This window comes from Cupriavidus sp. FW305-46, from assembly GCF_058787075.1.
Window position 1 is genome coordinate 92,853 of record NZ_JBYSZI010000012.1, and the last position, 25,206, is coordinate 118,058.

Annotated in this window: 19 protein-coding genes; 1 reads left to right on the forward strand and 18 read right to left on the reverse strand. The window is 64.9% G+C overall.

Features of this window, described 5'->3' with window-relative positions; genetic code table 11:
* Positions 1 to 4: 4 nt before the first annotated feature.
* The 18 genes from AC3WON_RS08435 to AC3WON_RS08520 form a co-directional block, all read right to left on the reverse strand.
* Entirely contained in the window at positions 5 to 484 is a 480-nt protein-coding gene (locus AC3WON_RS08435) for a carboxymuconolactone decarboxylase family protein (protein ID WP_035824143.1), read from the reverse strand.
* A gap of 73 nt (positions 485 to 557) precedes the next feature.
* A complete protein-coding gene (locus AC3WON_RS08440; RefSeq protein ID WP_492317283.1) occupies positions 558 to 1,310 on the reverse strand; it encodes an SDR family oxidoreductase in 753 nt (250 codons plus the stop codon).
* Positions 1,307 to 1,453 carry a hypothetical protein gene (locus tag AC3WON_RS08445; RefSeq protein WP_161786873.1) on the reverse strand — a complete coding sequence of 49 codons (147 nt, stop codon included), beginning with the start codon at positions 1,451 to 1,453 and terminating at the stop codon, positions 1,307 to 1,309. Before AC3WON_RS08445 ends, AC3WON_RS08440 begins: the two co-directional genes overlap by 4 nt.
* Complete coding sequence (locus tag AC3WON_RS08450) at positions 1,450 to 1,887, reverse strand: GNAT family N-acetyltransferase (RefSeq protein ID WP_492351600.1); 438 nt, start codon at positions 1,885 to 1,887, stop codon at positions 1,450 to 1,452. Before AC3WON_RS08450 ends, AC3WON_RS08445 begins: the two co-directional genes overlap by 4 nt.
* A gap of 118 nt (positions 1,888 to 2,005) precedes the next feature.
* Positions 2,006 to 2,236, reverse strand: coding sequence for a DUF2798 domain-containing protein (locus tag AC3WON_RS08455; protein WP_035824137.1), 231 nt, complete (start codon positions 2,234 to 2,236; stop codon positions 2,006 to 2,008).
* 90 nt (positions 2,237 to 2,326) lie between these two features.
* A complete protein-coding gene (locus AC3WON_RS08460) occupies positions 2,327 to 3,052 on the reverse strand; it encodes a cysteine hydrolase family protein (RefSeq protein ID WP_492317281.1) in 726 nt (241 codons plus the stop codon).
* 68 nt (positions 3,053 to 3,120) lie between these two features.
* On the reverse strand, positions 3,121 to 4,110 hold the full coding sequence (locus AC3WON_RS08465; RefSeq protein WP_035824135.1) for an alpha/beta fold hydrolase: 990 nt from the start codon (positions 4,108 to 4,110) through the stop codon (positions 3,121 to 3,123).
* A 209-nt stretch (positions 4,111 to 4,319) separates the two neighbouring features.
* Positions 4,320 to 4,910 carry a TetR/AcrR family transcriptional regulator gene (locus AC3WON_RS08470; protein ID WP_492351601.1) on the reverse strand — a complete coding sequence of 197 codons (591 nt, stop codon included), beginning with the start codon at positions 4,908 to 4,910 and terminating at the stop codon, positions 4,320 to 4,322.
* Between the two features lie 78 nt (positions 4,911 to 4,988).
* On the reverse strand, positions 4,989 to 6,422 hold the full coding sequence (gene pdxR, locus AC3WON_RS08475; protein WP_492351602.1) for a MocR-like pyridoxine biosynthesis transcription factor PdxR: 1,434 nt from the start codon (positions 6,420 to 6,422) through the stop codon (positions 4,989 to 4,991).
* A 462-nt stretch (positions 6,423 to 6,884) separates the two neighbouring features.
* Positions 6,885 to 10,205, reverse strand: a complete 3,321-nt coding sequence (locus AC3WON_RS08480; RefSeq protein ID WP_492351603.1) for a hybrid sensor histidine kinase/response regulator — start codon at positions 10,203 to 10,205, stop codon at positions 6,885 to 6,887.
* A 90-nt stretch (positions 10,206 to 10,295) separates the two neighbouring features.
* Positions 10,296 to 10,949: a helix-turn-helix transcriptional regulator gene (locus AC3WON_RS08485; protein WP_492340407.1), complete on the reverse strand. Its 654-nt coding sequence runs from the start codon at positions 10,947 to 10,949 to the stop codon at positions 10,296 to 10,298.
* Positions 10,950 to 11,186: 237 nt separating this feature from the next.
* The gene (locus AC3WON_RS08490) at positions 11,187 to 11,828 is read right to left on the reverse strand and encodes a response regulator (RefSeq protein WP_492317276.1); all 642 of its coding nucleotides are present in this window, start codon (positions 11,826 to 11,828) and stop codon (positions 11,187 to 11,189) included.
* A gap of 136 nt (positions 11,829 to 11,964) precedes the next feature.
* Entirely contained in the window at positions 11,965 to 15,294 is a 3,330-nt protein-coding gene (locus tag AC3WON_RS08495) for a hybrid sensor histidine kinase/response regulator (RefSeq protein WP_492351604.1), read from the reverse strand.
* A 466-nt stretch (positions 15,295 to 15,760) separates the two neighbouring features.
* On the reverse strand, positions 15,761 to 18,325 hold the full coding sequence (locus AC3WON_RS08500; RefSeq protein WP_492351605.1) for a fimbria/pilus outer membrane usher protein: 2,565 nt from the start codon (positions 18,323 to 18,325) through the stop codon (positions 15,761 to 15,763).
* A gap of 116 nt (positions 18,326 to 18,441) precedes the next feature.
* A complete protein-coding gene (locus AC3WON_RS08505) occupies positions 18,442 to 19,212 on the reverse strand; it encodes a fimbrial chaperone (RefSeq protein ID WP_492317273.1) in 771 nt (256 codons plus the stop codon).
* A 102-nt stretch (positions 19,213 to 19,314) separates the two neighbouring features.
* Positions 19,315 to 19,863 carry a fimbrial protein gene (locus tag AC3WON_RS08510; RefSeq protein ID WP_492317272.1) on the reverse strand — a complete coding sequence of 183 codons (549 nt, stop codon included), beginning with the start codon at positions 19,861 to 19,863 and terminating at the stop codon, positions 19,315 to 19,317.
* A 417-nt stretch (positions 19,864 to 20,280) separates the two neighbouring features.
* Positions 20,281 to 21,729, reverse strand: coding sequence for a sensor histidine kinase (locus tag AC3WON_RS08515; RefSeq protein WP_492351606.1), 1,449 nt, complete (start codon positions 21,727 to 21,729; stop codon positions 20,281 to 20,283).
* A complete protein-coding gene (locus AC3WON_RS08520) occupies positions 21,726 to 22,448 on the reverse strand; it encodes a response regulator transcription factor (RefSeq protein ID WP_492351607.1) in 723 nt (240 codons plus the stop codon). Before AC3WON_RS08520 ends, AC3WON_RS08515 begins: the two co-directional genes overlap by 4 nt.
* Before the next feature lie 250 nt (positions 22,449 to 22,698).
* Between AC3WON_RS08520 and AC3WON_RS08525 the strand changes: the two genes are divergently transcribed.
* Positions 22,699 to 24,669 (forward strand): ligand-gated channel protein, encoded by a 1,971-nt coding sequence (locus AC3WON_RS08525; protein WP_492317436.1) that lies wholly within the window; start codon positions 22,699 to 22,701, stop codon positions 24,667 to 24,669.
* Positions 24,670 to 25,206: the final 537 nt, after the last annotated feature.

The window sequence follows — 25,206 nt, forward strand, 5'->3', positions numbered from 1 at the left end:
GGCATCACTCCAGGTTGGCCTTGTCGAGCCCGAACGCCTTGTCCGACGACCCAGGCACCATGCGGAATGCCACGTTCAGGCGGTTCCAGGTATTGATCGCCCCCACGAGGAAGGTGAGGTCAGACAGTTCCTTCTCGCTGTACTGGGTGCGCACGCGCTCATAGATATCGTCGGGCACGCCTTCGGCGGGAAGCCTGGTCAGCACCTCGGTCCAGGCCAGCGCGGCGCGTTCGCGCGGCGAGAACAGCGTCGACTCGCGCCAGATCGCCACATGATGCAGGCGCAATTCGCGCTCGCCGTGGATCTTCGCCATCTTGATATGCATGTCGACGCAGAACGCGCAGCCATTGAGCTGCGATGCGCGAATCTCGACAAGCTCGCGAATGGGCTGTTCGATCGTGGTCTTCTGGAACAGCGCGCCGAACTCCATGAGCTTCTTGGAAAGTTCCGGGGATTGCTGGAAGTAATTCGTACGTTGGGTCATGTTTGCTCCTGGTGATCTGCTCAATGTGGGACTGACGAACCGGTGCTGCTTACGTGGGCATGCGCCCTGCGGACTATCGTTGCTGCGATTGACGCAGCCATTCCTCTAAGCCGATGCGCCCGAGGCGCGCCTCGCCCAACGGCACCAGCGAATGTTCCTCGACCCGGCCGCCGAAGTAGCGGGCCTCGGGGTCGCGCACGACTTCACGCGGGTCGCCCACCGCCTTGAGATAGCGGGCGACGATCTCGTTGAACGGGGCTCGTTCCGGGCCGGCGATCTCGACGATGCCGTTTCGCGGTGGTGCGAGCGCTACATCGGCAGCGAGTCCGGCGACGTCGTCCGCAGCAATCGGCTGGAACAGCCCAGGCGAAAGGCGGACGACATTTCCTTGCGCACTGGAATCGGCGATGCCGCCGATGAATTCCATGAACTGGGTCGAGCGGATGATGGTGTAGGGGATGCCCGAGGCCTCTATCAGTTTTTCTTGCGCGACCTTGGCGCGGAAATAGCCGTTTTCGGGCGTCCGGTCGGTGCCGACGATGGACAGCGCGACATGGTGCTGAACGCCCGCTGCGGTCTCCGCCGCGTGAAGGTTGCGCCCGGAAGTCTCGAAGAATGCCAGTACCGCCTTGTCTTCAAACGATGGGGAATTGGCAAGGTCGATCACCACCTGGGCGCCGGTCAGGGCCTCCTGGAGCCCCTCGCCAGTGATGCTGTTGACACCGCTCCTGGGCGAGGCGGCCATGACCTCGTGGCCGCCCTGGCGCAGAATGGCGACGGTCTTCGAGCCGATCAGGCCAGTCCCGCCAATGATGACAATCTTCATGATGCTTCTCCGTGCTGAGGAAGGTGGAACGATTCCATGTTAGGGAGCGCGGCATCCCCGCGCCAGATCGACTCGGAGCGCCGGCTCGTGGAATAGTCACGGCGCGGGCAGCAATCGAGCAGCAGCAGGTTGAGGAGCTTCATTGCAGCTCCATGCAGAAGTGGAGGCCCTTGGCGAGCAGGCCGGAACGGAAATAGAAGCGCTGGGCCAGCGCGTTCGCGAGTGCGGTATCCAGGACAAGTCGCTGGCAGCCTTCTGTGCGTCCAAGCTCGCAAAGCGCTTGCAGCAGACGCTCGCCGTGACCCTGCCCCCGGCCCTCGGCATCGGTAATCAGGTCGTCGACGTACAGAAAGCGCCCGTGGATCAGGTTTTCAAGACGCCGATATCCGGCCAGCGCAACAGGTTTGCCGTCGTCCCAGAGCGCGAGCAGCCGGTACCCTTGTCCACTTTGCACCATGACGGTGTCGAGAAAGTCTTCCGGCATTTGCAGCTTGGGGCGCAGTTGCCGCATGACAGGGAAGCAGGCGCGGATCTCGGCCTCCGTTTCCGCATGTCCGAGCGTCAGGTTCTTGGTCATGGTGCCGATGCGTGCTGGTTTGTGCAGCCTTCAATGTAGTTGAGCGATGACACAGTCAACAGGCACATGTTTATCGATTTCAACTAGGCCATCGACCATCGACATATGACGGTATGACCTAAGAGTGGTTTGTCATGCGATCGACCAGGCAGCGAATGATGGGCGTGGCCGACACGACAACCGGCAGCATGGTCAGCCAGGAAACGCTCCAGGACCTTAGCCAGTGCTGAAAGAACAGGCCTTCTTCTGCAAATGGAAGGCTTGCGATGGCAGCAGCGATGGAGCAGGTCAATCCGGCCTGGATAACACCATAGGCGAAATAGCTGTAGCGCGAAGGAATCTTAGGCATGTGAGTCGCCTCTATGCATTCTTTGAACTAGACAGTCATGCACCCTGCCATTGCCGCGCCAGGGGCTGGCGCCCTGGCGCACGACAGGCGCTACGCGGCTGCTCCAACCTTTCCTGCCAACCGCTGCACGGTTTCGTTGGTATCCCACAGCGCGTTTGCGATGAAGCGGAAGTTGACCAGTGCCGCGTGATATCCGTCCCCTTCGGGTAGCTTCGGCCCTGCAACGGCGTCGCGCACGACAGCAACTTCGAAACCTTGCTCCAGCAGATCCCGCAGATGGGATTCGACGCACAGATTGGCGGCCATGCCAGCAAGGATCACCTGGTCGACGCGCTGCTTGCGCAATTGCAGGACAAGGTCGTTGGCCTGCGGGCCGTACAGCTTGTGCGTGGAGCAGATGATGGTCTTGCCATCCTCGATATACGGCTTGAGTTCCGGCATGAAGTCCGCGCCCGAGTCACGGAATCCGTCCAGGTTCAGCGCGCCCGGACGGTCGAACATGCCGATGGCATGCTGGAACATTTCGGCGGGGCCCTGCACTTTCCATGTGTGGTCATGGGGAAAGTAATAGTGGGGAGAGATGGCGACCGTGATGCCCGCCTGTTTTGCGGCCTCGAACAGACGGACTAGGTTGGCCACGAGGTTCTGCTCCGTCACGCTTTCTCCGACCACGCCCCAGCTGCGGCCTTCGGGGCTCATGAAGTCGATCTGCGGGTCAATCACGACGAGCGCGGTGCGTGGCAGGTCCAGCGTAATGCCGGACTTCGGCAGAGCCGGATCAACGGGATCTGCATAGAGGGTGTGGTGGTTGCACATGGGAAGTACCTCTTATGGTGAGCCGGTCTGCCGGCGCCTTCGTGGGGTCCGGCAGATGCGGCGTCGTTTCAACTACGGATGAATGCCAACAGGTCGGCGTTGAATCTATCTTTGTGGGTGTCGGTGAGCCCATGCGGCGCACCGGGGTAGACGATCAGCTTCGCGTTCCTGACGAGCTTTGCCGATGCGCGTCCAGCGGCGTCGATCGGCACGATCTGATCGTCGTCGCCGTGGATGATCAGGGTCGGCACATCGATCTTCCTGAGATCCTCGGTGAAATCGGTCTCGGAGAATGCCTTGATCGAGTCGTACGTACTCTTGTGTCCACCCTGCATGCCCTGCGCCCACCATGCGTCGATCAACCCCTGCGACGGCTTTGCACCGGGTCGGTTGAAGCCATAGAACGGCCCCGCCGGCACGTCCTTGTAGAACTGGGACCGATTGGCAAGTTGTGCGGCACGCAGGCCGTCGAATACTTCGATTGGCAGTCCGCGCGGATTGGCGGCGGTCTTCACCATCAAAGGCGGCACGGCTGAAACCAGCACCACCTTTGAAACGCGTCGCGTACCGTGCCGGCCGATGTATCGGGCCACCTCGCCACCACCCGTGGAGAAGCCCACCAGGATAGCGTCCCGCAGGTCGAGCGTCTCGAACACCGTGGCCAGATCGTCGGCATAGGTGTTCATCTCATTGCCATTCCATGGCTGACTTGAACGGCCGTGGCCACGACGGTCATGTGCAACGGCACGGTGCCCTTCCGAAGCAACAAGGATCATCTGGGATTCCCAACTGTCCGAGCTCAGTGGCCAGCCATGACTGAATACAACGGGGCGACCGGCGCCCCAGTCCTTGAAATAGAGCTGGGTGCCGTCCTTTGCCGTGATGTAGCTGCCTGAAGCCTTGCCGCTTGCCTTTGCGGTGTTCGCCTTTTCTGCCGACGGTGCTGCCGCCGCAGGTCCGGGCAAGCCGGAAGCCACCAGCGCGCCGGCTGCGGCCGCGCTGCCCAACAGCAGGTTACGTCGCGATAGGCCTTGGTCGAGGCTGCGATCTGAAGACATGGTGAGACTCCTTTATTGGCGCGTGCGCGCGTTGCCTTGAATAGGTCTGAGCGTCAGGTGCCTGGTCATGGTGCCGATGCGTGCTGGTTTGAGCAGGCTTCAATGTAGTTGGGCGATGACACAGTCAATAGACACATGTTTATCGTTTTCAACTAGGCCATGCCCTGAATATATATGACCAGTCGTCTATTTAAAATCGCAAAAAAATCTCAGTACAACAAGCGCTTGAGGGTGACTTGCAGAAATCGTCGGCAGGCGTCGCCATTGCGCTCGACCTTGCTGCGCAGGACCGCCCCTTCCCAGGCTTCGATAATGATGGACGCGAGCTGCGCGGAATCAACGTCCGCTGGCAGTTCCTGGCGCAGCTTGGCCTCATCAAGGCAGGCTGTGATGATACCTTCCCAGCGCGCCAGAATGCGCTCCAGAGCCGTTCGGACTTCACCGCTGGTATTGGACAATTCGAGAGAAAGGTTGCCCACCAGGCACCCGAGCCTGAAATCTTGTGCCGCGTGGTCCGCCACCAGCAACTCGAACAACTTTTCGATCCTGGCCAACGGCGTGATGCGCGCGTCATACATCACTTTGCCATGGCGTTGCTCAATGGCATCCCAATAGGCTTCGAGCACTTCGGCGGCAAAGGCTTCCTTGCTGTCGAAATAGCTGTAAAAGGAACCCTTGGGAACATCGGCGGCAGCGACGATGTCCTGCACGCCGGACCCGTTGAAACCGGCGCTGTGAATCACACGACCACCGTCGATAAGCAGCCGGCTACGGATTTCGGGGTTGGGGGGTCTTGGCACGTCGCAATAGTTAGTGAGCAGATGGGAAGGACAATAGACGACTGGTTGACTATTTGTCAAGCGCCCGATGGCGATCGTCTATGCTTTCAGCGCGCGCATCAGCTCGGCAACCAGGCGATCGGCTTCAGTCTGAGTGCGCAGATTGGTAAACCCCATCATCAAGCCACGCCGCCCTGGCGCACCGTACCGCCAGGCGGTCAGCGAATGGACGGCGAATCCTGCCTTGCGCGCACGACGGGCCATCGCCAGATCGTCAAGATCGTCCCTGACGTCGATCAGAAGGTGCATGCCGCCATCCTGCAGGCAAACAGTGAAGCCGTCCGTCTTGTATGGCGCCAGCGCCTCGGCCAGCATTGCGCGTCGTCGCGCGTAAAGCGTGCGCATGCGTTTGATATGCCGGGCGAAGTGCCCCTGCGCAATAAACTCCGCCACCACGGCTTGCAAGAGTTCGGGGCAGCCGCCATGCACCGTGCGCCTGCAGGCCAGATCCATGGTCGGCACCAGACTTTGTGGCACGACCACGTAAGCGAGCCGTAGCCCCGGGTACAGCACCTTGCTAAGCGTGCCGCAATAGATCACCCGGTCGCATGTGTCCAGGCTCTTCAAGGCCGGCAACGGGTGGCCGCGGTAACGAAACTCGCCGTCGTAGTCGTCCTCGATGATCCATGCGCCGCGCTCACCGGCCCAGTCGAGCAGTTCGACGCGACGTTGCAGTGTCAGTGCCACGCCAGTCGGGCTCTGGTGCGATGGCGTCACTACGGCCAGGCGCGCCTCTGGAAAATGCTGACGCCCAAATTCGACGTCGAGGCCATGATCATCCACTGGCACATTCCGGACCTGCAGGTTCAGGCGCCTGAGTGACTGGGCAGTCGGAGGGTAGCTGGGATCCTCAACCCAGGCGCTTTCGCCCGCCAGCCTGAGCGCATCCGCAATCAGCGCAAGGCTGGCCGTATAAGCCGGCACGACGAACACCTGGTGCGGCTGGGCGTCGATGCCCCGTGAGCGCTGCAGGTAAGCGGCCAGCGCTTCTCGCAGCGGGCCAAATCCGGCTGACGCCGGCCTGGTCAGCGAGCCGGCGCTGCGTATTTGCCGCGCCATCAACCTCGTCCATAGTTTTCGCGGGAACTCATCCAGCGCGGGAAGCCCCAGTTGCAACGGCGCGGGGATTCCACCATCCGTTTCGAGTGAAACCTCGGCAAGTTCCTGGTCCGGTGGCGTGGGGCTGGATCCAGCCGCGGCGGCCACGCGGTGGGGGAGCGATGGCGCAATTTGCTCGGAAACGAACGTTCCCGCAGGGCCTCTGGCGATGAGGTAACCTTCACCCAGGAGCCGCTCATAGGCGACCTGAACGGTCCCGCGCGCCACGCCGAGCTCGCCCGCAAACGCACGCAAGGATGGCACCCGCTGCCCGGGTTTCAGTTGCCCTTGCTGGATCGAGGCACGAATCCGAGCGTAGATCTGCTCATGCAGCGGCGCTGCGTTGGATGGGTCCTGAGCCGGTGACTTCGTCATAGCCTGGCAGACGTATCCGGGCAGTGCCGCAACGCCGATGCATGGGAACGCGAATCATTGCCGGCGATGGCAACGGATCGGATGTGGGTGTGATCTTGACCTCCGATCATACCCCAGGGCGCGCATCCGCCGGGACCCGGCCCGTGACGGCCTGAGAAAGCAAATGGGCGGAGATTCAGAGTCTCCGCCCATGCCCCTGAAGGCATGGGCGATGATGCGCTGCGCGTGATGTGCATCGATGAGGCCGCCTTCCGCGAAATCCTGAGCCGTCTCGTGAAGTGTCTTCAGCAGTTTGCTAGCCATGGTTCGCCACCTCGATCAGTTTGCCCTGCGCAAAAAAACGCCTGCTGGGCAAGCAGGCGGCAGGGAAGTTTCTCGCGACGGGACGCACCCGGGAGAATGCGGAGCGATCGGGAAGACGCTCCACGGATGCAGTATCGCGCCCGGCGCGTGACCGCTCCATCAGGCATGCCTTAAATCGGCCGTGTAGTTGGCACCCTGCGTGCCGCCTTGCGACTCCAGCCCGTCTGCCAGCTGTTCCAGTTCAGCATGGAAAACCTGCCAGTCCGGACCAATGGCAACCAGCCCCGAGCGCCGGACCGCCTGCTCCAGCCAGCGGCACGCCTGGCTCTGCAGCGCATGGCCCATTACCGACAGCGCCCCGGCCAAGCCGTGCAACCGTTGGGCAAACGCTTCGGCGTCGCCCGCCAGCAGCGCCTCGGCCAGTGCGCGCTGGTCGCGCCGCAGCGCGTCGGCATGCAGCAGTGTGTCGCCGCCTGCATGCTGGCCCGGCGTTGCCCGCGCGGCCATATGGGCGCCGGACAGGTCTTCCAGCAGTAAGCGCAGCGTGCCCAGCCCCACTGGCTTGGTCAGGCATCGGTCGATGCCGGCCTGCTGGCATCGCTCGGCCACATCGGGCCCCACGCTGGCGGTGACGGCAACGATCGGCGTGGCCAGGCCGGCATCGCGCAGGCGCCGCGCCAGCGTGAAGCCGTCCATGCCAGGCATCTGCAGATCGGTCAGGACCAGGTCGTAGTGCCGGCCCGATGCCATCAACAGGGCCTCGGGCCCGTCACTGGCCAGATCGACCTTATGCCCCAGATTTTCAAGCTGCTCCCGCATCACCACCTGGTTGATCGGATGGTCTTCCACCAGCAGCAGCGCCAGCTGCGCGGCAGGCGCATGCTCGCGCGCCGACAGCGGCGCCTGCGTTTCCGTCACCTCCACGCCTGCCGCTGCCGCGATCGCCGCGAGCAAGCCGCGCCATGCATAGGGCGATGCCACCACCGGCGTCTGCGTCAGGTCCGGCACTGCCGGCGCCATGGCCGACACCACCACATCGGCGTCATTGCAGCGCGGCATGGCCTGCTCGTCGCACACCAGGACATCGACCGGCGTGGCCGGCGGCGCGGCGGGGTCATACTTGACCGCCCGTGCGCCATAGAACTGCAGCAACTGCTCCACGCCCTGGTAGAGCTCGCGCAAGGTGACATTGAGGCCGACCGTCAGTCCACGCAGCGCGGTCCGCGGCCAGGCGTCGGCCGACGCCGCGGCACCGGCGCTGGCCAGCGGCAGGCTGACGGTAAAGCAGCTGCCCAGGCCGGGCTCGCTGACCACCCGTATCTCGCCAGACATCAGTTCGACCAGCCGGCGGCAGATCGACAAACCAAGGCCAGTGCCGCCGTAGTGGCGCGTGTCCGGCTGCTCGGCCTGGACGAAAGGCTCGAACAGCCGGATCTGGTCTCGCCCGGCGATGCCGATGCCTGTGTCGATGACGCGGATTTCCACGCTGCCGCCCGCCTTGCGCATGGCCGTGACGATCACCTTGCCTTGCTCGGTGAATTTCACCGCATTGCTGACCAGGTTGGTCAGGATCTGTTCGAGCTTGACCACGTCAGCCATCACCGGCTCTACCAGCGAAGGATCATTGATGCAGAGCAGGCGCAGCTGCTTGCGCGCCGCTTCCGCGGCAAAGCGCCGGGTCACCTCCTCGACGACTTCCTCGACGCGGCACGGTCGCAGCTGCAATGACATCTGCCCGGCCTCGATCTTGCTGAAGTCCAGCACGTCATTGATGATGTAGATCAGCGACTGCGACGCGTGCTGCATCACCGCCAGCTGATCACGCTGGCGCAAATCGAGCCGGGTCATGCCAAGCAGCTCGATGCTGCCCAGCATGCCATTGAGCGGCGTGCGGATTTCGTGGCTCATGGTGGCCAGGAACGACGATTTGGCATGGTTGGCGGTATCCGCCGCACGGATCGCCTCGCGCAAGCGCGCTTCGCTGCGCCGCGCCTCGGTGACGTCGTTGAGTGCGTACAGCACGGCGGCACGACCTTCGTAGGTAATTTCTACCAGCCGCACCTCCAGGGACCGCATCTCGCCGTTGCGTCCGGCCATGTCCACCTCGAAACGGGGCAGTACCTGCGGCGGGCCTTCAGCATTGGCATGGCCGCCGCTCAGGCGCGCGTCGCAGGCATCTTGCAGCTGCGTCAGCCCGGCGGCAGTGGCCTGCTCGATGATGGCCTTGGCGGCGGTATTGGCCAGCAGCACTTGCCGCGTGCTGCGCTCGACGATCATCAGGCCCACCCCGGCCACTTCAATCACGAAGCGCCCGAGCGCATCGCTTTCCTGCAGGCGCAAGGACTGGCGCTGCGCCGGGCGCATGATGCGGCGGTCGATCAGCCAGATCCACGCCAGGATCAGCATCGACAGCGAGCCGCTCAGGCCCAGCATCCACAAGGCGTTCCTCCGGAACTGGTGCCATACATGGCCCAGTTCGACCACGCCGACCGTGCGCCAGCCCCACGCGTCAAGCTGGTATTCCAGCACGACGACATGATCCAGCAGCCCTTGCCATACCAGCGCCGATCGCACCCTGCCCGGGTGCGCACCCTGCGCTGCCAGCGATGCCGCGACCGGCTGGCCGAGGGCGCCGGCCGGCATGCCGTCCGCGCTCAGCACCATGCCGCCATCGGTCACCAGCATGAAATCGCCATCGATGGTCTGCCCGTCCGGCAGCATCGGCGACAGCGGGAACTCCATGGCCAGGATCGCGGCCGGCTCGCCGCCGGCTTGCACCAGGGTGGCGAAGGTCACGGTGCGCATGCCGCTGACCCAGTCCTGCGCCGGCGGCAGCACCACCGCCTGGCCCGGGTGGGCGCGCAGGCGTGCGACCAGCGCGTCATTGCGCAGGCGCGCGAGCGTCTCGCGCAGGAAGGTCCGGGGCACGCCATCGCGCTGCATGAGCGCGCGTGCCGGGTCCAGCCGGCGCGGGATGACATAGAGCTGGTCGGCCTGCAGGTCTACCAGGTAGGCGTTCTGCACCTCGCGGTATTGCTGGTTGTTGACGCGAAAAGTGAACGTCATCATGTCGGCCAGGCTTTTCAGCCTGGCGGCCGGCGCCCTGGCGGGGGCAGGCGGGACCAGCAGCGGGCTGTACTGGCGGTCGCCCCGGCGCCGCAGGCGGTCGGTCCATTGCTCATCGCTGACGGCAGCCAGTTCATCGGCCAGGCCGATATCGGAAAGCCGCGTCAGCGATCCCTGCGCGCGCACCGTCAGCGCCTCGGCCCAATGCAGCTTTGCCTGCAATTGCTCGGACTGCGACTGCAGCACCATCTCCTGACGCTCGACCGCCTCGTGCAGGCGATAGCGCAGCAGCACCCCCCAGGACAGTACGGTCAGTCCCAGCACGCAGGCCGAGAACAGGTAGACCAGATAACGGATCTGGCGAATGCTCAACGGCAACGCGGAGCTGCTGTCGATCGACATCAGCCGCTTCATTGAATACCTCGTCTTAACATCGAGACTGTCCGCAGCGTCCGGCCAGTGCATGGGTCGTAGTGCACGCTGCGGCAAGCGGCGTGCCGGGCCTCACAACATGCCGCGCCGGATGGCAAAGGCGGCAAGCTCCACGTCGTTCTCGGCGCCGATCTTGCGCATGACGCTCTGCTTTTGCGTACTGATCGTCTTGACGGTCCGGCCGGTGCGCAAGGCGATCCCGGTAACGGACATGCCCGACAGGTAGAGGCGCAGCACTTCGCTTTCACGCCTGGTCAGCAACTCCGCCCAATCGCCGTCCGGCGGACCGCTGCAGGACCTGCCCCAGATCAGCGTGCAAGCGATTTCCGATACGGAAGCCAGCCCCAGGTATGCCATCCAGACCGCCTTCATGATCTCGTCGACGCCGTCCCTGGCGGTCACGACATTGCGGCAGCCGTCCTTGAGCAACTGCAGTACGGTGGCGCGGTCGGCGACGTTGGCGATCGCGACCACGCGCTGCCCGCCCAGTTCGGCGAGCCGCGTGCCAATTCGCGCATAGCCGGAAGGCTCGCGGTCTTCGGTGTCCCACAGCGGGTAACGCAGTGTCACGACATCACACGAGCCTTGCCGCAGCGCTTGCACCAGGCTCGGTTCGTCGCCCACCACGCCGGCCAGTTCGATGCAGGCGCTGGCCGCGAGCCGCCGGCCCAGCAAGCGACGCATGACAGGTTGCGAGTCCGCGATGATCACCCGGATTTTTTCCATGGCGCCTTAGGCTCCAGCGTTGTCATTCCTGCGTTCAGGATGAACCATGCGCCTGGCTTTCGAAATCAGCCAAGCCTGAAAAAAGCGGGGATATTTCCGAGGGGAGGAATAGCGCACTCGCCGTCGCACGGCAGGAGCCGGCCGGCATCGGCGCAGTCAGGAGTGCTGTTCAGCGGAGGGAGGGGAAATGCGACGCGGCCCGGGGACCGGCCCGCAAGGGAGGGGACGATGCCAGGATCAGGGGCCGCCCAGCAGGCCGTTTGTCCTGGCGTACTCGTAGAGTTCGTAGTCGTTGGTCAGGCCCAGCTTCTTCATGGCGATGCTCTTCTGCGCGCTGATGGTCTTGCTGCTGCGGTTGGCCTGGCGCGCAATCTCGATGACCGGGACACCAGCTGCACACTGCCGTATCACTTCCAGTTCGCGGCGCGTCAGGACCGGCCGCTGCGACGGCTCATCCAGGCCACCCGAGGCCAGGATCGCACGCACCGATGCCGGCTGGTAGCTCAGCCCGCTGAACGCGGCACGTACCGCCGGCACCAGCTCCTGGACCGGATCGGTCTTGTTCAGGATCACGGAAATGCCGACCTTCTGGATATTGCGAATCAGCGCCGGATTATCCAGCATGGTCATCACCACGATCCGGGTGGTGGGATAACGGCGGCGCAGCATCTGCAGCATCGGCAGGCCGTCGCCAAACTGGCCGCCCGGCATGGAGTAATCGGTCACGATAACGTCGCAATCCGTGCTTTCAAGCAACTCCACCAATTGGGTGGAATTTGCGGCACTTCCGACGATTTGCGTGCCCACTTCGTTCGCCAGCACCCGGCTCATCCCGTCAAGCACGACGGGGTGGTCGTCTGCGATGATTACCTTGATCATTTACGATCCCCCTTGTTTTAATCGGCTCTGCGGCCGCCTACCGGTGCGCCGCCGAACCGTGCCGGCATTCAATGCCGGTCATTTTCGCTGATCTGAATATTAGGAGTCTTCCGAAAAACCCAAATTAAGGCATTCCTTAAATAGTATCCGGCCAATCGCGTCGGGCCGCATGCTGGCTGCCCTCATGGTTTTCAGGATCGTCGAAGTATGCGGCAAGATACAACGCCAGGTTGTCGACATGGGCTTGTACGGCTGCCAGCGCCTGGGCGGCATCCAGCTCCAGTTCCCGGCACAGTTCGACGATCTCCTCGCCATCTTCGGCATGCGCCATGGCCCCCCTCATACGATGGGCATGATGGCGGATTGCCTTCAGTTCCCCGCTGGCTGCCGCGGCGGATAGTTGCTTGAAATCCTCGCGCATGGTGCGCTCCAGCAACGCCATGCTGGCAACGTTATCCTCCACGCGGGCGGAGCCAGCCGTGCCCGCGGCCCCTTGTGCCAGGCCAGGCACATGCGCCGGCAGCACGTCGCGCAGACACTCGGCCAGGTCGCCCAGCAGGATCGGCTTGGACAGGTAGCGATTCATGCCGGCCTCCAGGCAGCGCTCGGCCTCACCCTGCGCGATGCTCGCGGTAAGCCCGACGATGGGCAGCGTTGCCCCCTGCGCGCGCAGCCTGCGGCTCAGTTCGTGGCCGTCCATGCCGGGCATGTGGACATCCGTCAGCATCAGGTCAAACTTGTGCTGGCGCAACACGGCAAGCCCTTCTTCGCCACTGGCCGCAAGCGTCGGCCGGCAGCCAAGGCGCTCAAGCTGCTGCTGCATCAGCAGCCGGTTGTAGGGATGGTCGTCGACCACCAGTATCTCCAGCCCAAGCTGCGGCGTGGGGTCGACAGGCGCAGCCAGCGGCGGTGCACTGACCGGCGTCATGCCGGCCGCCTTGCAAAACGCCCGCAGGATGCCCGCCTGATGATAGGCATTGACCAGCCAGCTGCCGGCGATCAGCTGTGGTTCCGCCGGGCCATCGGCGCGCAAAAAGACCAAGCCGGCATAGCCTTCGGGAATGGCCTCGATGTGGCGGGTGGCAACAAGCAACACCATCCCCGGTTCCGGCGCCGGCCCACGGCAAGCGACCGCCCTGCAGCCCATGGCGCGCAGATTGTCGATGGCATGGTTGCGAATCTCGTCATTTTCCGACAGTACGGCCACCGGCGGCAACACCGGCTCCACCTGTTCGCGCGGCCCGGCTTCCGGCAACCTCAGCAATACTCGGAAGACGCTGCCCTTGCCCGGTTCGCTCTGCACGGAAATACTGCCGCCCATCAGGGCGGCCAGGCGTCTGCAGATCGACAAGCCCAGGCCCGTCCCGCCAAAGCGCCTTGCGGTCGAAGCATCTGCCTGCACGAAAGGCTCAAACAGCCGCGCCTGGACCTCTGGCGCAATGCCTGGCCCGGTATCCGCCACCTCAAGCCGGATGCCGATCCTGCCGTCCGCATCGGGCGCTTCGCTCTGGGGCGCGCGCTGCAGGCGCACGATGACATGGCCCTCTGCCGTGAATTTCAGCGCGTTGGCGAGCAGGTTGCCGATAATCTGGCGCACCCGCACCGGATCCCCGATCAGGCAAGGCAAGCCGGGCTGTGGATAGAACGGCAGCGCAATGCCTTTTTGCAGCGCGATCGGCGCCTGCGCGCGAACCGTCGATTCCAGCAGGTCGACCGGATCGAACGGCACGGCGTCCAGTTCGATCTGGCCGGCTTCCGCGCGGGAGTAGTCAAGCAGGTCATCCAGTATCTGCAGCAAGACTTGCGACGAGGACTGGATGGTCGACAGCATCTCGCGCTGGCTGTGCGCCAGCTTTGTCAGGGACAGCAGCTCCAGCGTGCCCAGCATCCCGTACAGCGGCGTCCGGATTTCGTGACTCATGGCGGCCAGGAACTGCGATTTGGCGGCGCTTGCCTCATCCGCCAGCTGGCGTGCGCGCGAGAGCGCGCGGTGCGCTTCGCGTTCGTCGGTGACATCATGGATCGCACACAGCAGTACGTCTTCACCCTCGAAGCGGGTGTGGCGGCCGACAACCAGCAAGTCGCGTGCCCCCCCGTGGTCGGATGGCACCTGCAGCTCCAGCCGCGCGGGCTGGTCACCCCGCCGCGCCAGCATCTCGTCCAGCCATGGCCGGCCCGCCGTGCGCGTGTCGAGCGGCAGCCATTGCGCGGCCAGCGCGTTCTCGACCCGTACATGCGCATCGGCTGTGCGCACCACCCGCAGGCCGACCGGCGCGGCCTGCATCACGGTACGGTTGAAGCGTTCGCTATCCTCGATCCGTTCAGCGTTTTGCTGCATCGGCACCAACACCCGGCGCCGCAGCGTGCCGGCACCGGTCAGCACCGCGAGCACACCAAAGCCGTAGAGCAGAAGCGCAGCCGCCAGCGCCGGGCCATGATCCGCCAGCGCCTGAGACAGCGGATAAGCGTAGGCCGCGCGCCAGCCACGGTCGCGTGCCATGAGGCCAATCATCAGGCTGCCCTGCTCGAACCAGTAGGCGACGTTTTGCCGGCTGCTGCCCAACTCACGCGCCACCCGCTCATCCAGAGCTTGCGGGCGCAGCCAGCCGGCGTCGCTGCCCTGGTACAGCAGTCGCCCTTGCTCATCGAAGAACATTGCCCGCCTGCCTGACGCGGGGTGCGTGGCATCCGGGATGCTGACGTCGTCCATCAGCGCGCGTGCAGGAATGGCCGTCGCGCCATACGCCACGAGATTTCCGCTGGCGTCGCGGACTGGCAGGAAGCAGCTCAGGATCGGGCCCCGCTCGATGGTGCCCTGGTATGGCCCGGTCCACAGCGGTGAGGCGACCGGCGTCTCAGGTTGCGCTTCGCGCGACCGGTTCGCCAGCGCTTTGGCCCAGTTGCTGACAACATCAGCGACCAGCGGCCCGCTCAACGCCAGCGCACCCGGAAGCGCCGGTGTCACGAATGCCTGGCTCCCGTCAGCAGACAGGAAAACTGAGCGCATCCCCTGCGGCGCCTTACCCCAGTATGCGCGCTCGAAGATGGCGAATCGAACGATGTGCGAAATCGTGTCGGGACGCCCCGCCGCTGGCGCGGGCGCGCCCGTCAGCATGGTGGCCTGATTGGTCAGGCCAGGCACTTCGACGGTACGGGCACTGCCTGGAGGCACGCCCGTCAGCATGGCTTCGAGCTGGCCAGCCAGGCGGTCGCTGCGCGCCAGCCGATACTCCGGCCCGGAGATTTCTGCCATGCGCCGGATGAAATACTCGTGCGTAGACTTTACCTCCAGAACCGCGCCGAAATGCAGGCGGTTGGCCGACGCCTGTTCCCAGAGGATGCGCTCAAACAGGCTATGGAGGAACAGGGCAAGGAAGCTGCTGATCACGACGATCAGCAGGGCAACGACAACGGTGAGCAGGCGTCCGTGCACCTGCGTGTTCGCGCGAGACAGCCAGTTGACCATTGGCGACCCTCCTTCTCGGCAACCTGCCTGAGGCCGGTCCGGGCACCGGGCATCAGCAAGTGCCCACGATGGATATGGCAATGCCTCAAGATTATGCATCAACATTGCGGATCGTCGGGGCCGCCATGCCCAGGATGCAGGTGGCCGGCGTGCGCCGGGGAGGCAGAGCCGAAGCTGGCCAGGGGGCATATGCCCTGGCATAAGCGGGGCATGTCAAATCAGGACATGGCGAGTGACGCTGGTGCTGCCTGGCGGCAGCACCAGGCTTCTTGCCGCGCGTGCTTGCGCACGGCAAAAGATCGGACGGAGTCTTTCCGGGCGCCCCGCTTCACAGACCGGTCATGGTGGACGTCATCGCCGCTGTCCCCGCCATTTGATGCGAAGCTGTCATGCCCGGGAGTCAATACGTCATTGGGAGCAATGTCGGTACGCAGCCGGCTGTCGGACAAGATTGTTTCAGGCTCGATCAACGGCACCCCGCGTCCACGATCTGGTAAGTCGTGCCCGCTTCGCTGCCAGCCTTCGGCAAGACATAGTCCAAAGTGCAGCGCTGTGCAGCGCCCTTGCCCCAGCTCACCATCAACTGGCCGGAATCTGCCTTGAGACCGCGCGCAATGACACGACCACCCTGAGCGACGGTACCAATGCTCTGCCCTTGCGCGCCCGTCACCTCCGCGCCAAACGGCAGCGGCTTCCCATCCGGCCCATTGGCACGCAGAATCGCCGCCCGCCCTGGGTTGTCCGTCTCGAACTTCATCTTCACGATCGCACCCGCGGTCGGCGCCACGTTCTGCTGCGTGGTCTTCAGCTCCACGCTCATCGGCAGCCCTTTCGGGTCGATCTCGATCTGGTTGGTGGCGAACGGCGTCAGGGTCGGCACCAAGGCGTGGCCCCAGGGGTCCACGCGCAGGCCGCTGCCGTTGGCCAGGCGCGCGCCCGCGGCATCCTTGGCCTCGATGATAGCCATGGTGTCGCCCATCGTCGGGGTGAACGCCACGCCGCCCGCATAGGCCACGATGCCGCCGCTGATGCCCAGGCCTGCCTGCGAGAAGTTGCGGCCCGTGCTGGCGCTGGCCGTCATGGTAGCCATCGGCGACACATAGCCGACGTTGGCGCCGACAGAAGCAGCATCCCTGGTGTTGCGGCCACCGGTGTAGCCGGCGTTCACGCCATAGGTGAAGGCGTTGTCCTGGCCCAGGGTGCCCGTCACTGTTTCCTGCAGCGACGTGCCGCCGGTGGAATCGTGGCTCAGGCTGGTCATCGAGTACGGCGCGTGCTGGCCCTTGCCCAGCGGGATACCCACGTTGAGCATCACCCGGGTGTCCCACTTGCCTGAGCCGACGTTGAACTGGCGCGACGCCGAGACGCCATAGTTGATGCGCTTGTAGCTGTTGTTATAGCCCGCCTGGAACTGGGTATCGGAACCGCCGCGGTTCCAGTAGTTCTGGGTGGAACCGGACAGGTAGAACGAACCATAGCCTTGCGGCAGCATCTGGTTGATGGTCATCTGCAGGCGTCCGCGCTGGATGCCGCCCAGGAACATGCCAGGGCTCAGGCCGCGCTGGTCCAGGTCGCGCAGCGCCATGGCATCGGTCATGCTCAGGTAGCCGCTGCTGGAATAGCGGTAGGCGGCCACCGTCAGGTTGGTATTGGTCGGTGCCACCAGCTTGCTGTACGACAGCCGCATGCTCTGGCCGCTCCGGTTGGGTGCATTCTGCAGGTTGGTCCAGGCCTGGGTCACGTCGGCGCCGAAGGCACCGAAGTCCGTGTTCAGCGCCCCGCCGCCCATCACCGCGGTGTAGTCCTGCGCCGCGATGACGCCGCCGTAGCCGGTCACCATATTGCTGATGCCGTGCTGCACGGTTGCCTGCATCAGCATCGGCTTGCTCTGGATCGACGTATTGCGGTACTGGCCGACGGTCACGCTGTAGCGCGTGACGCCCGGGCGCAGCGCATTGACGGCTGCGGCGTAGGGCACGCGCGAGGTATGCACGCTGCCATCGGCCTCGGTGACCACCACCTCGAGATCGCCGCCGTAGCCGGTCGGATACAGGTCATTGATCTCGAATGCGCCGGGGGCCACCGTGGTTTCGTAGATGATGTTGCCGCCCTGGCGGATCTGCACGCGGGCGTTGCTGTTGGCAATGCCATGGACCACCGGCGCATAGCCGCGCTGAGATTCCGGGTACATCCGGTCGTCGCTGGCAATCTGCACGCCACGGAAGCCGAAACTGTCGAACATGGTGCCATCGGTGAAGGCATCACCGATGATCAGCTGGCTCCTGATCGGCGCAATCGAGCGCTGCAGGCTGGTCTGCACGCTCTGGTAGCGCGTGCCCTCGACGTCGCCGTGCGTCAGGTTGCCCAGATGGCGGAAGCGCCAGCCACCAAAGTTGAGTCCGGCGTTCACCCCGACATAGCCCTGCGTGGTCGATATCCCGCTCGAATCGGAGTGGTAGACGTTGGCGTTGTACTGCAGGCGCGCCGCGGTCACGCCTTCGTCCCAGTACTTGGGATCGACATAGCCGCGCGCCGAGCGCGACATGGCAATCTGCGGCACCGAGACGTCCAGGCGCTGCTCGCCGTTGTCGAAGCTGGCCGTGGCATCGGGGATCAGGTCGGGCAGCGATACGCAGCCCGTGTCCAGCCGCGCCGACGTCTCCGGTGCCAACCTGGTCAGGTCCACACCCACGCGCTGGATCGCGGCACGGTCAAAGCACGGCTGCACATTGCGGCTGTCTTCGCCCACCTGGCGCATCGTCACTTCGGCACGGCCCAGCCAGACTTCGTTGACGTACAGCTCTGCGCGATAGTTGCCCGGCAAGGCCACGTTGCCCTTGTTGAAGCGGCTCACGTCGATGCGGGCACCGCCGGGCTGCTGCAGAAAGGTGTCGTTGAATTCCACTTCCGCCACCAGCGTCGGCGCGCCGGTGGGCGCGGCCCACGCGCCTACGCCAGCGAACAAGGACAACACCACCGCACTGGCCGGACGCAGCCGGGACGGGAAGGAAGAGGTCTTCTGGGTTTTCATGGGTTTATGCCGGAGTTCTGGCCATGCGCGGGCAAGACTTGCCCCTGCCGCTTGTTGCGGCATCGTCAATCGGAGAAATCAGCTTGGAAATACGCCGGGCGCGGCCCGGCGTGTGGTCAGCGCGAAGCGGCCTGGGCGGCGCTGCTGCCCAGTGCGGCTTCGCCGCTTACGGCGCCGCCGTAGTCATTGATGGCGTTGTAGCGAACCTTGGCCTCGGTGCCTTGCGCAACATCGCCGGTCAGCGGGAACGTCCTGGTTTCGCCCGGGCCGATCATGCCGCCTTCTTCAAACTTCGCGGTCTTGCCGCCGCCAGCCAATTCGAGCTTGGCGAAAGAAACGTGATACTTGCTGGGGTTGCTCGCTTCAAGCGCCGGCTTGCCGCCTGCCTGGGTAACGCGCCAGCGGATGCTGCCAGGGGCGTCGTCGGCGTTGCCCTTCAGGCCCGCGGGGCGGAAGAACAGCTTGATGCGCGAGCGGAAAGCCAGCTGCAGCTTGTTGACATCAGCTTCTTCGGCGGTGGGCTTTGGCGGGATCTCCAGCACATTGAGCCAGAACACGGATTCGCGGTCCTGCGGCAGTGGCTCGCCGGTGTAGAGTATGCGCAGCGTCTGGCCCTTCTTCGGGTCGATGCGCGAAACCGGCGGCGTCACGGTGAACGGTACTTCGATGGATGATGGGGCAGCCCTCGGGTCGCCCTTGTCGATCCACGCCTGCGTCAACGCCGGCGACTGGCCTTCATTGGTCAGCTTGATCGTGGTCTCGGTGTCTTTTGCGTTGTAGATGACCCGCGTCCCCGCTATGACCACGGAAGCTTGCGCGTGCAGCGCGCTCATGAGCCCCAGCGCGATCACGCCGGCGGAAATCAGGGACTTGATGGACGTTTTCATGATGGTTGCGGCGGACTTGACCGGGTGAAGCGGCACACACTTCCATGTTCCGAAGGCGCGGAGCGCGCCGGTAACACGCTCCGCGCCCCGTGGTGCCAGGGCTTACTGGTAAGCGATCGAGTACATCACGGTCGAGTTGGCGGCACCGGCCGTTGCTGCGCCAGTTGCGTAGTACTGTGCGTAGTACGGCAGCGTGGCCGAGCCGCTGTTGATGGCGACGACGCCGGAATTCTGCGACGCATCGGTAAAGCCGGCCTTGATCGGGCTGTTATTGGTGCCGCCGTTCAGCAGGCGGATCTGCACGTTGGTGGCGCCGCCGGCGGCCACGATCAGGTTGCCGGTGGTGGTGTCGGTGGTCGGGCCTGCCTCGAAGAAGGTATGCACATTGCCTGTGTCTGGCGTGCAGTTGGTCAGGGCGATATAGAACGGCGTCTGGCCAGCGGTGTCACCAGCCTGGGCCAGGGTGGAGGCCGAAACGGTCGGCAGTGTCACGGTAAAGTTCTTGCTGCCCGTGCCGTTGCCGTTGATCGTGCAGGTCTGTGCGGTGATCTGGCCGTTGAAGGTGATCTGGCCGTCGGCAGCGTGTGCAAACTGCGCGCCCATGGCGGTACCGGCGATGATCAGAGCAGCGAGGAGCTTGGTATGGGTCATGATGGGGTGATTCAAATATGTTGATAGGTAGATGGCTTTCGGATCCAACGGATCCCGCCCTGCCCCGTGCCGCCATTGAACCGCCAGATTTGCGCTGCAGTTGCCGGTTGCCCCGGGGACAGCTGAACTATATGTATGGCACTTAATGCCACCAATCAGGCAAGCCTTAGATCGTGCTCGGAATTTTTTCCCTTGCTGCGAAGAGGCGTCGCCGTGGTTCTTATGCGTCATGGCGCATATGTCCGGCTTGCCGGCGCAGGGCAAATGTGCCTGCGAAAAGCTTGGACGGTGAAGGGACAGGCGCCGGATCGATCTGCATCATGGCAGCCGCCTTGAAGCGCAGCATCTGGCCAAAGGGTACACGCCACTTGCAGCGGCTGCATGGCGCAAAGGCCATCTCCGCAGCATCCGTCGCCCCTAATTTGTCTGGGTCTCGGCCACGCCAACAGCGCCGCCACACGTCCTGCGCGGCAGGCAGACCTGCAGCGCCAGCCCGCGCGGCGCCACATTGCGCGCCGACACCGTGCCGCCATGCGCGGCAATGCCCGCTTGCGCAATGCTGAGCCCCAGTCCCGCCCCGGTCGGATGCCCCGGACCGCTGCGCACGCGGTAGAAGGGCTCGAACAGGCTCGCCAGCGCGTCTTGCGGCACGCCGGGCCCGCCGTCGACGATATCGAGCCGGATCGCCGTCTCATCAGCCTGCAGCGTCACGGTCACGGGCGCAGCGGGATCGGTGTACCGGATCGCATTGCGCAGGATGTTCTCGATGGCGCTGCCCAGCGCCGCGGCATCGGCCTCGACGATCAGTGCAGCCGGGGGAGTCCAGCGGATCGCCACGCCCCGGGCCGCGGCTTCGAAGCGGGCATCGGTGACGATGACGTCGACCAGTTCCGCCAGATCGATCGGGCCGCGCACTGGTGCCTTCGCATGCAGCCGCGCCAGCTGCAGCGTGCGTTCGACCAGCGCATCGAGCCGCTCCGCCTCGCGCTCGATGCGCGCGAACTGCAGGTCGAGCGTGGCGTCGCGCCGCCGCGCCAGCTCCAGCGACAGGCGCAGCCGCCCCAGCGGCGACCGCAGTTCATGCGCAATATTGCGCAATAGCTGCTCGCGCCAGTCCATCAGGCGCTGCAGGCGATCGGCCATGGCATCGAAATCGCGCGCGAGCAGACCCAGCTCGTCGGCGCGGCGGGCCAGCACGGGCGGCGTGCGCGTGGCCAGCTCGCCGTCGGCAAGCGCATGCGTGGCTTCGCGCAGGCGCCGCACGGGGCCGGTTACATGCCGCGTCAGCGCCCAGCACAGGGGCGCCGACAGGCCCAGCGCGCACAGGCCGAGCGCGAGCACCACGGGCGACAGGTGCAGCACCTCCCAGCGCGACGAATCGAACGGCAGGAACAGCATCAGGAGCTCGCCGCCTTCCGGCAGCGCGATGGGTTGCGGGTCCCACCATGACACGCGCGCGCCGGGCCTGGGCTCATGCGCGACAGCATGGCCGATCAACCCCGCGCGCCACATCGGCACCAGCCGGTCGGCCAGGCGGTTGCGCAGCCGCGCCGGCAACGGGCGGCCCAGCAGTTCCTGCAGCGTGTCGTCGACAATGTAGATGTCCAGCGCCGAGGCGTGCGAATCCATCGCCCGCAGCCAGCGCTCGAGTCCGGGGCGCCCCTGGGTCTGGGCGACCTCGAGCGCATCCTCGGTCAGCGCCGCGGGGCTCAGGCCATCGAGCGTGTCGAAGCGGTACCAGGCCACCGCGGCCGTCAGCGCCATGCCGATGCCAACGATCGCGGCCATGCCCAGCCAGAAGGTCAGGAAGTTGCGCCAGAACAGCGGCAGCGGAAACAGCGCGCGCACGCGGCGGCGCCAGTTCACGGCGCCTGCACCAGCATATAACCCTGCCCGCGCAGGTTGCGGATCAGCAGCGGCGAAGTGATGCCGTCCAGCGCCAGCTTGCGGCGCAGCGCGCTGATATGCGTGTCGAGGCTGCGGTCGTAGCGTTCCGGCACGCGGCCCAGCGCGAACCGGCCGATCTCGGCGCGCGCGACCACCCGGCCCGGCGCCCGCATCAGGATTTCCAGCACGCGCTGCTCGGCCCCGGTCAGCGGCGCCTCGGCGTTGCCGTGGATGGCCAGGCCGGATGCCAGGTTCAGGCGCAGCGCGCCAGCCTCCAGCCACGAGGCCTGTGCAGGCGCGGCAGGCGCGGCGCCGTGGAAACGGCGCAGCACCGCATGCATGCGCGCCTTGAGCTCGCGCGGGCTGAACGGCTTGCTCAGGTAGTCGTCGGCGCCCAGTTCCAGCCCCAGCACGCGGTCGGTTTCATCGCCGTGCGCGGTGAACATGATCACCGGGCGCTGCGAGCGCGCGCGATGCAGCCGGAGCAGGTCCAGGCCGTTGCCGTCAGGGAGCATCAGGTCCAGCAGGGCGACGTCGTAGTCGTTGCGGGCCAGCAGGGTCTCGCCCTGCTGGCGGGTGTGCGCCAGCGTGACGGTGCAGTGATCGGGCTCCAGGTACTCGCGCAGCATCTGCGCCAGTTCCAGGTCGTCGTCGATCAGCAGCACGCGCGCGAGCGGCGTGTGGAAGTACATCAGCATGCAGCTTGCCGGGAGCCTTGCGGGCGTGGACGTGGCCGCCGGTCCCCGGTTCCGTCAAGAAACGTCAAGAAAACAAAAGCTATCCAAAGTGACTGGTAGGCACCTTCATTTCGAATTTTAATATGAGAATGATTGTTATTTACAGAAGACAGGGAAAATGATGAAGTTCAGGCAGGTCGCCGGGATCGGGTCGGCAACAACGGCGGCGGCAGGATTGGCAGCACCGGCGGGCGTACAACAGGGTCAATGGATGCGGATGCTGGCGGCAGTATGCGCCGCCTCCGGCATGACGGGAGCCTGGGCCCAGGCGCAGGCGCCGAAGACGGAAGCTACCCTCGCCACCGTGGTGGTGACGGCGGCCGGCAGTGAGCAGGACATCCGCGACGCGCCCGCGTCGATCAGCGTGGTCACGCGCAAAGACCTGGAGAACAAGGCCTATCGCGACATCAACGATGCGCTGGTGGAAGTGCCGGGCGTGATCGTCAGCGGCGGCGGCGACCGGACCGACATCAGCCTGCGCGGCATGGGCGCCAAATACACCCAGATCCTGATCGACGGCAAGCGCCAGAGCTCGCGCGAGACCCGCACCAACTCCGACTCGTCCGGCGTGGAAAGCAGCTGGACGCCACCGCTGTCCGCGATCGAGCGCATCGAGGTGGTGCGCGGCCCGATGTCGTCGCTGTACGGCTCCGATGCCATGGGCGGCGTGGTCAACATCATCACGCGCAAGGTGCCGAGGACATGGACGGGCGAGCTGCGCGGCGACGCCACGCTGCAGGAGAACAGCGACTCCGGCAACCTCTACCAGGGCAACTTCTACCTGGCCGGCCCGCTCAAGAGCGACCTGCTGGGCCTGCAGCTGTACGGCCAGAGCACGCACCGCATCGAGGACGATATCGACTACGGCTTCCGCGGCCGCCGCGCCGAGAGCCTGACCGCCAAGCTGGCGCTGACGCCCACGCGCAACCATGACATCGTGTTCGAGGCCACCGGCATGCGCCAGCTGCGCAGCGAGACCGTGGGCAAGACCGTGCCGCCGCTGCCGCCCGGCACCGCCTGCCCGCGCAGCGGCTGCCCCACCTCCTCCGAGACCGACTACCGCAGCGAGAAATACGCGCTGTCGCATACCGGCCGCTGGGGCTTCGGCGTCTCCGACAGCTATATCCAGCAGGAGGAATTCGACAACCGCAGCCGCCGGATGAAGATCAAGAACCTGGACCTGCGCACCAGCTGGGCCATGCCGCTGGGCAACCATATGCTGTCGGTCGGCGGCGAATACCTGAACCAGCGCCTGAACGACCAGACCGGCAACCAGATCGCCGGCGGCCCGAACCAGGTCGAGCGCTACCAGTGGGCGCTGTTTGCCGAGGACGAGTGGCGCCTGGCGCAGAGCTTTGCCCTGACCGGCGGCGTGCGCATGGACCATGACCAGAACTTCGGCCAGCACTACAGCCCGCGCTTGTACGGCGTGTGGCATGCGGCCGAGCGCTGGACGGTCAAGGGCGGGGTGTCGACCGGCTTCCGTGCGCCGGACCTGCGCCAGACCGTGGCCGGCTGGGGCCAGACCAGCCGCGGCGGCAATATGTACGGCAACCCGGACCTGAAGCCCGAGACGATGTTGTCGCAGGAACTGGGCCTGCTCTATGACAAGGGCAACGGCCTGCAGGCGGGCGTGACGCTGTTCAACAACGACTTCAAGGACAAGATCACGCGCGTCGCCTGCCCGGCCACGCAGTGCACCGACGGACCCAACCGGTTCGGCGCCAACCCGACCACCTACATGAACGTGGACCGCGCCTACTCGCGCGGGGTGGAAGCCAGCCTGCGCTGGCCGATCGCGCAAGCGTGGTCGCTGACCGGCAGCTATACCTATACCAAGTCGGAACAGAAGAGCGGCCAGTACCAGGGTCAGCCGCTGAACCAGTTGCCGATGCACCTGCTGGTGGCCACGCTGAACTGGCGGCCGAGCGAGAAGGTCAATGCCTGGGCGCGCGTCAACTACCGCGGCAAGGAAAGCCAGCCGATCACGGGGCCGTCTTCCAGCACCGTGGTGGCGCCGTCGTACACCTTTGTCGACCTGGGGGCGACCTATGCGGTTACCAAGAACGTGTCGGTGTTTGCCGGGATCTACAACCTCTTCGACAAGCAGGTGAACTACACCGACTATGGGCATGTAGAGGATGGCCGGCGGTACTGGATGAGTGTGGCGGTGAAGTTTTGAATGGTGGCTGCATCAACGCCTTCGGCTGCGCTCCGCGCAAGCCCTCAATGACCGTCAACGCATTTGAGCCTGCGCAGCAGCCGTAGGCGTCGCCGCGATGCGGCTGGCAGCAGGCGGCCTACGCCCTGCATGGGGATCGTTCAATAGCGGGTTAACGCAGGCACTATCCCTGACTCACATGGCGTAGCAGGGTCGAACGGCCAACCACGCCGAACGGCAAGCACCACCGTGCGAACCACCAACGCCGTGGAATTGATTGCCAGCCGCATAGGCGACGCGTTTCTTGGTTACTTCTTGTCGCTCGGACAAGAAGTGACTCGCCGGCTACGCCGGCGAAACAGCCCACGCTAGTCAAGAGCGAAAACCGACCGCATTGAGCAGCAATGCCAAATCCCCCAACGCGATCCGACCGCAGTGTGCCCACCTCAGGTCACCACATCATCCCCCCGGCACGTTGCCGGCACTTCCCCATAGAGAGCCATCAACGCCCCCGCAACCGCATTGGTCCAGCCAAAGCCATCCTGCAACGGATACTCG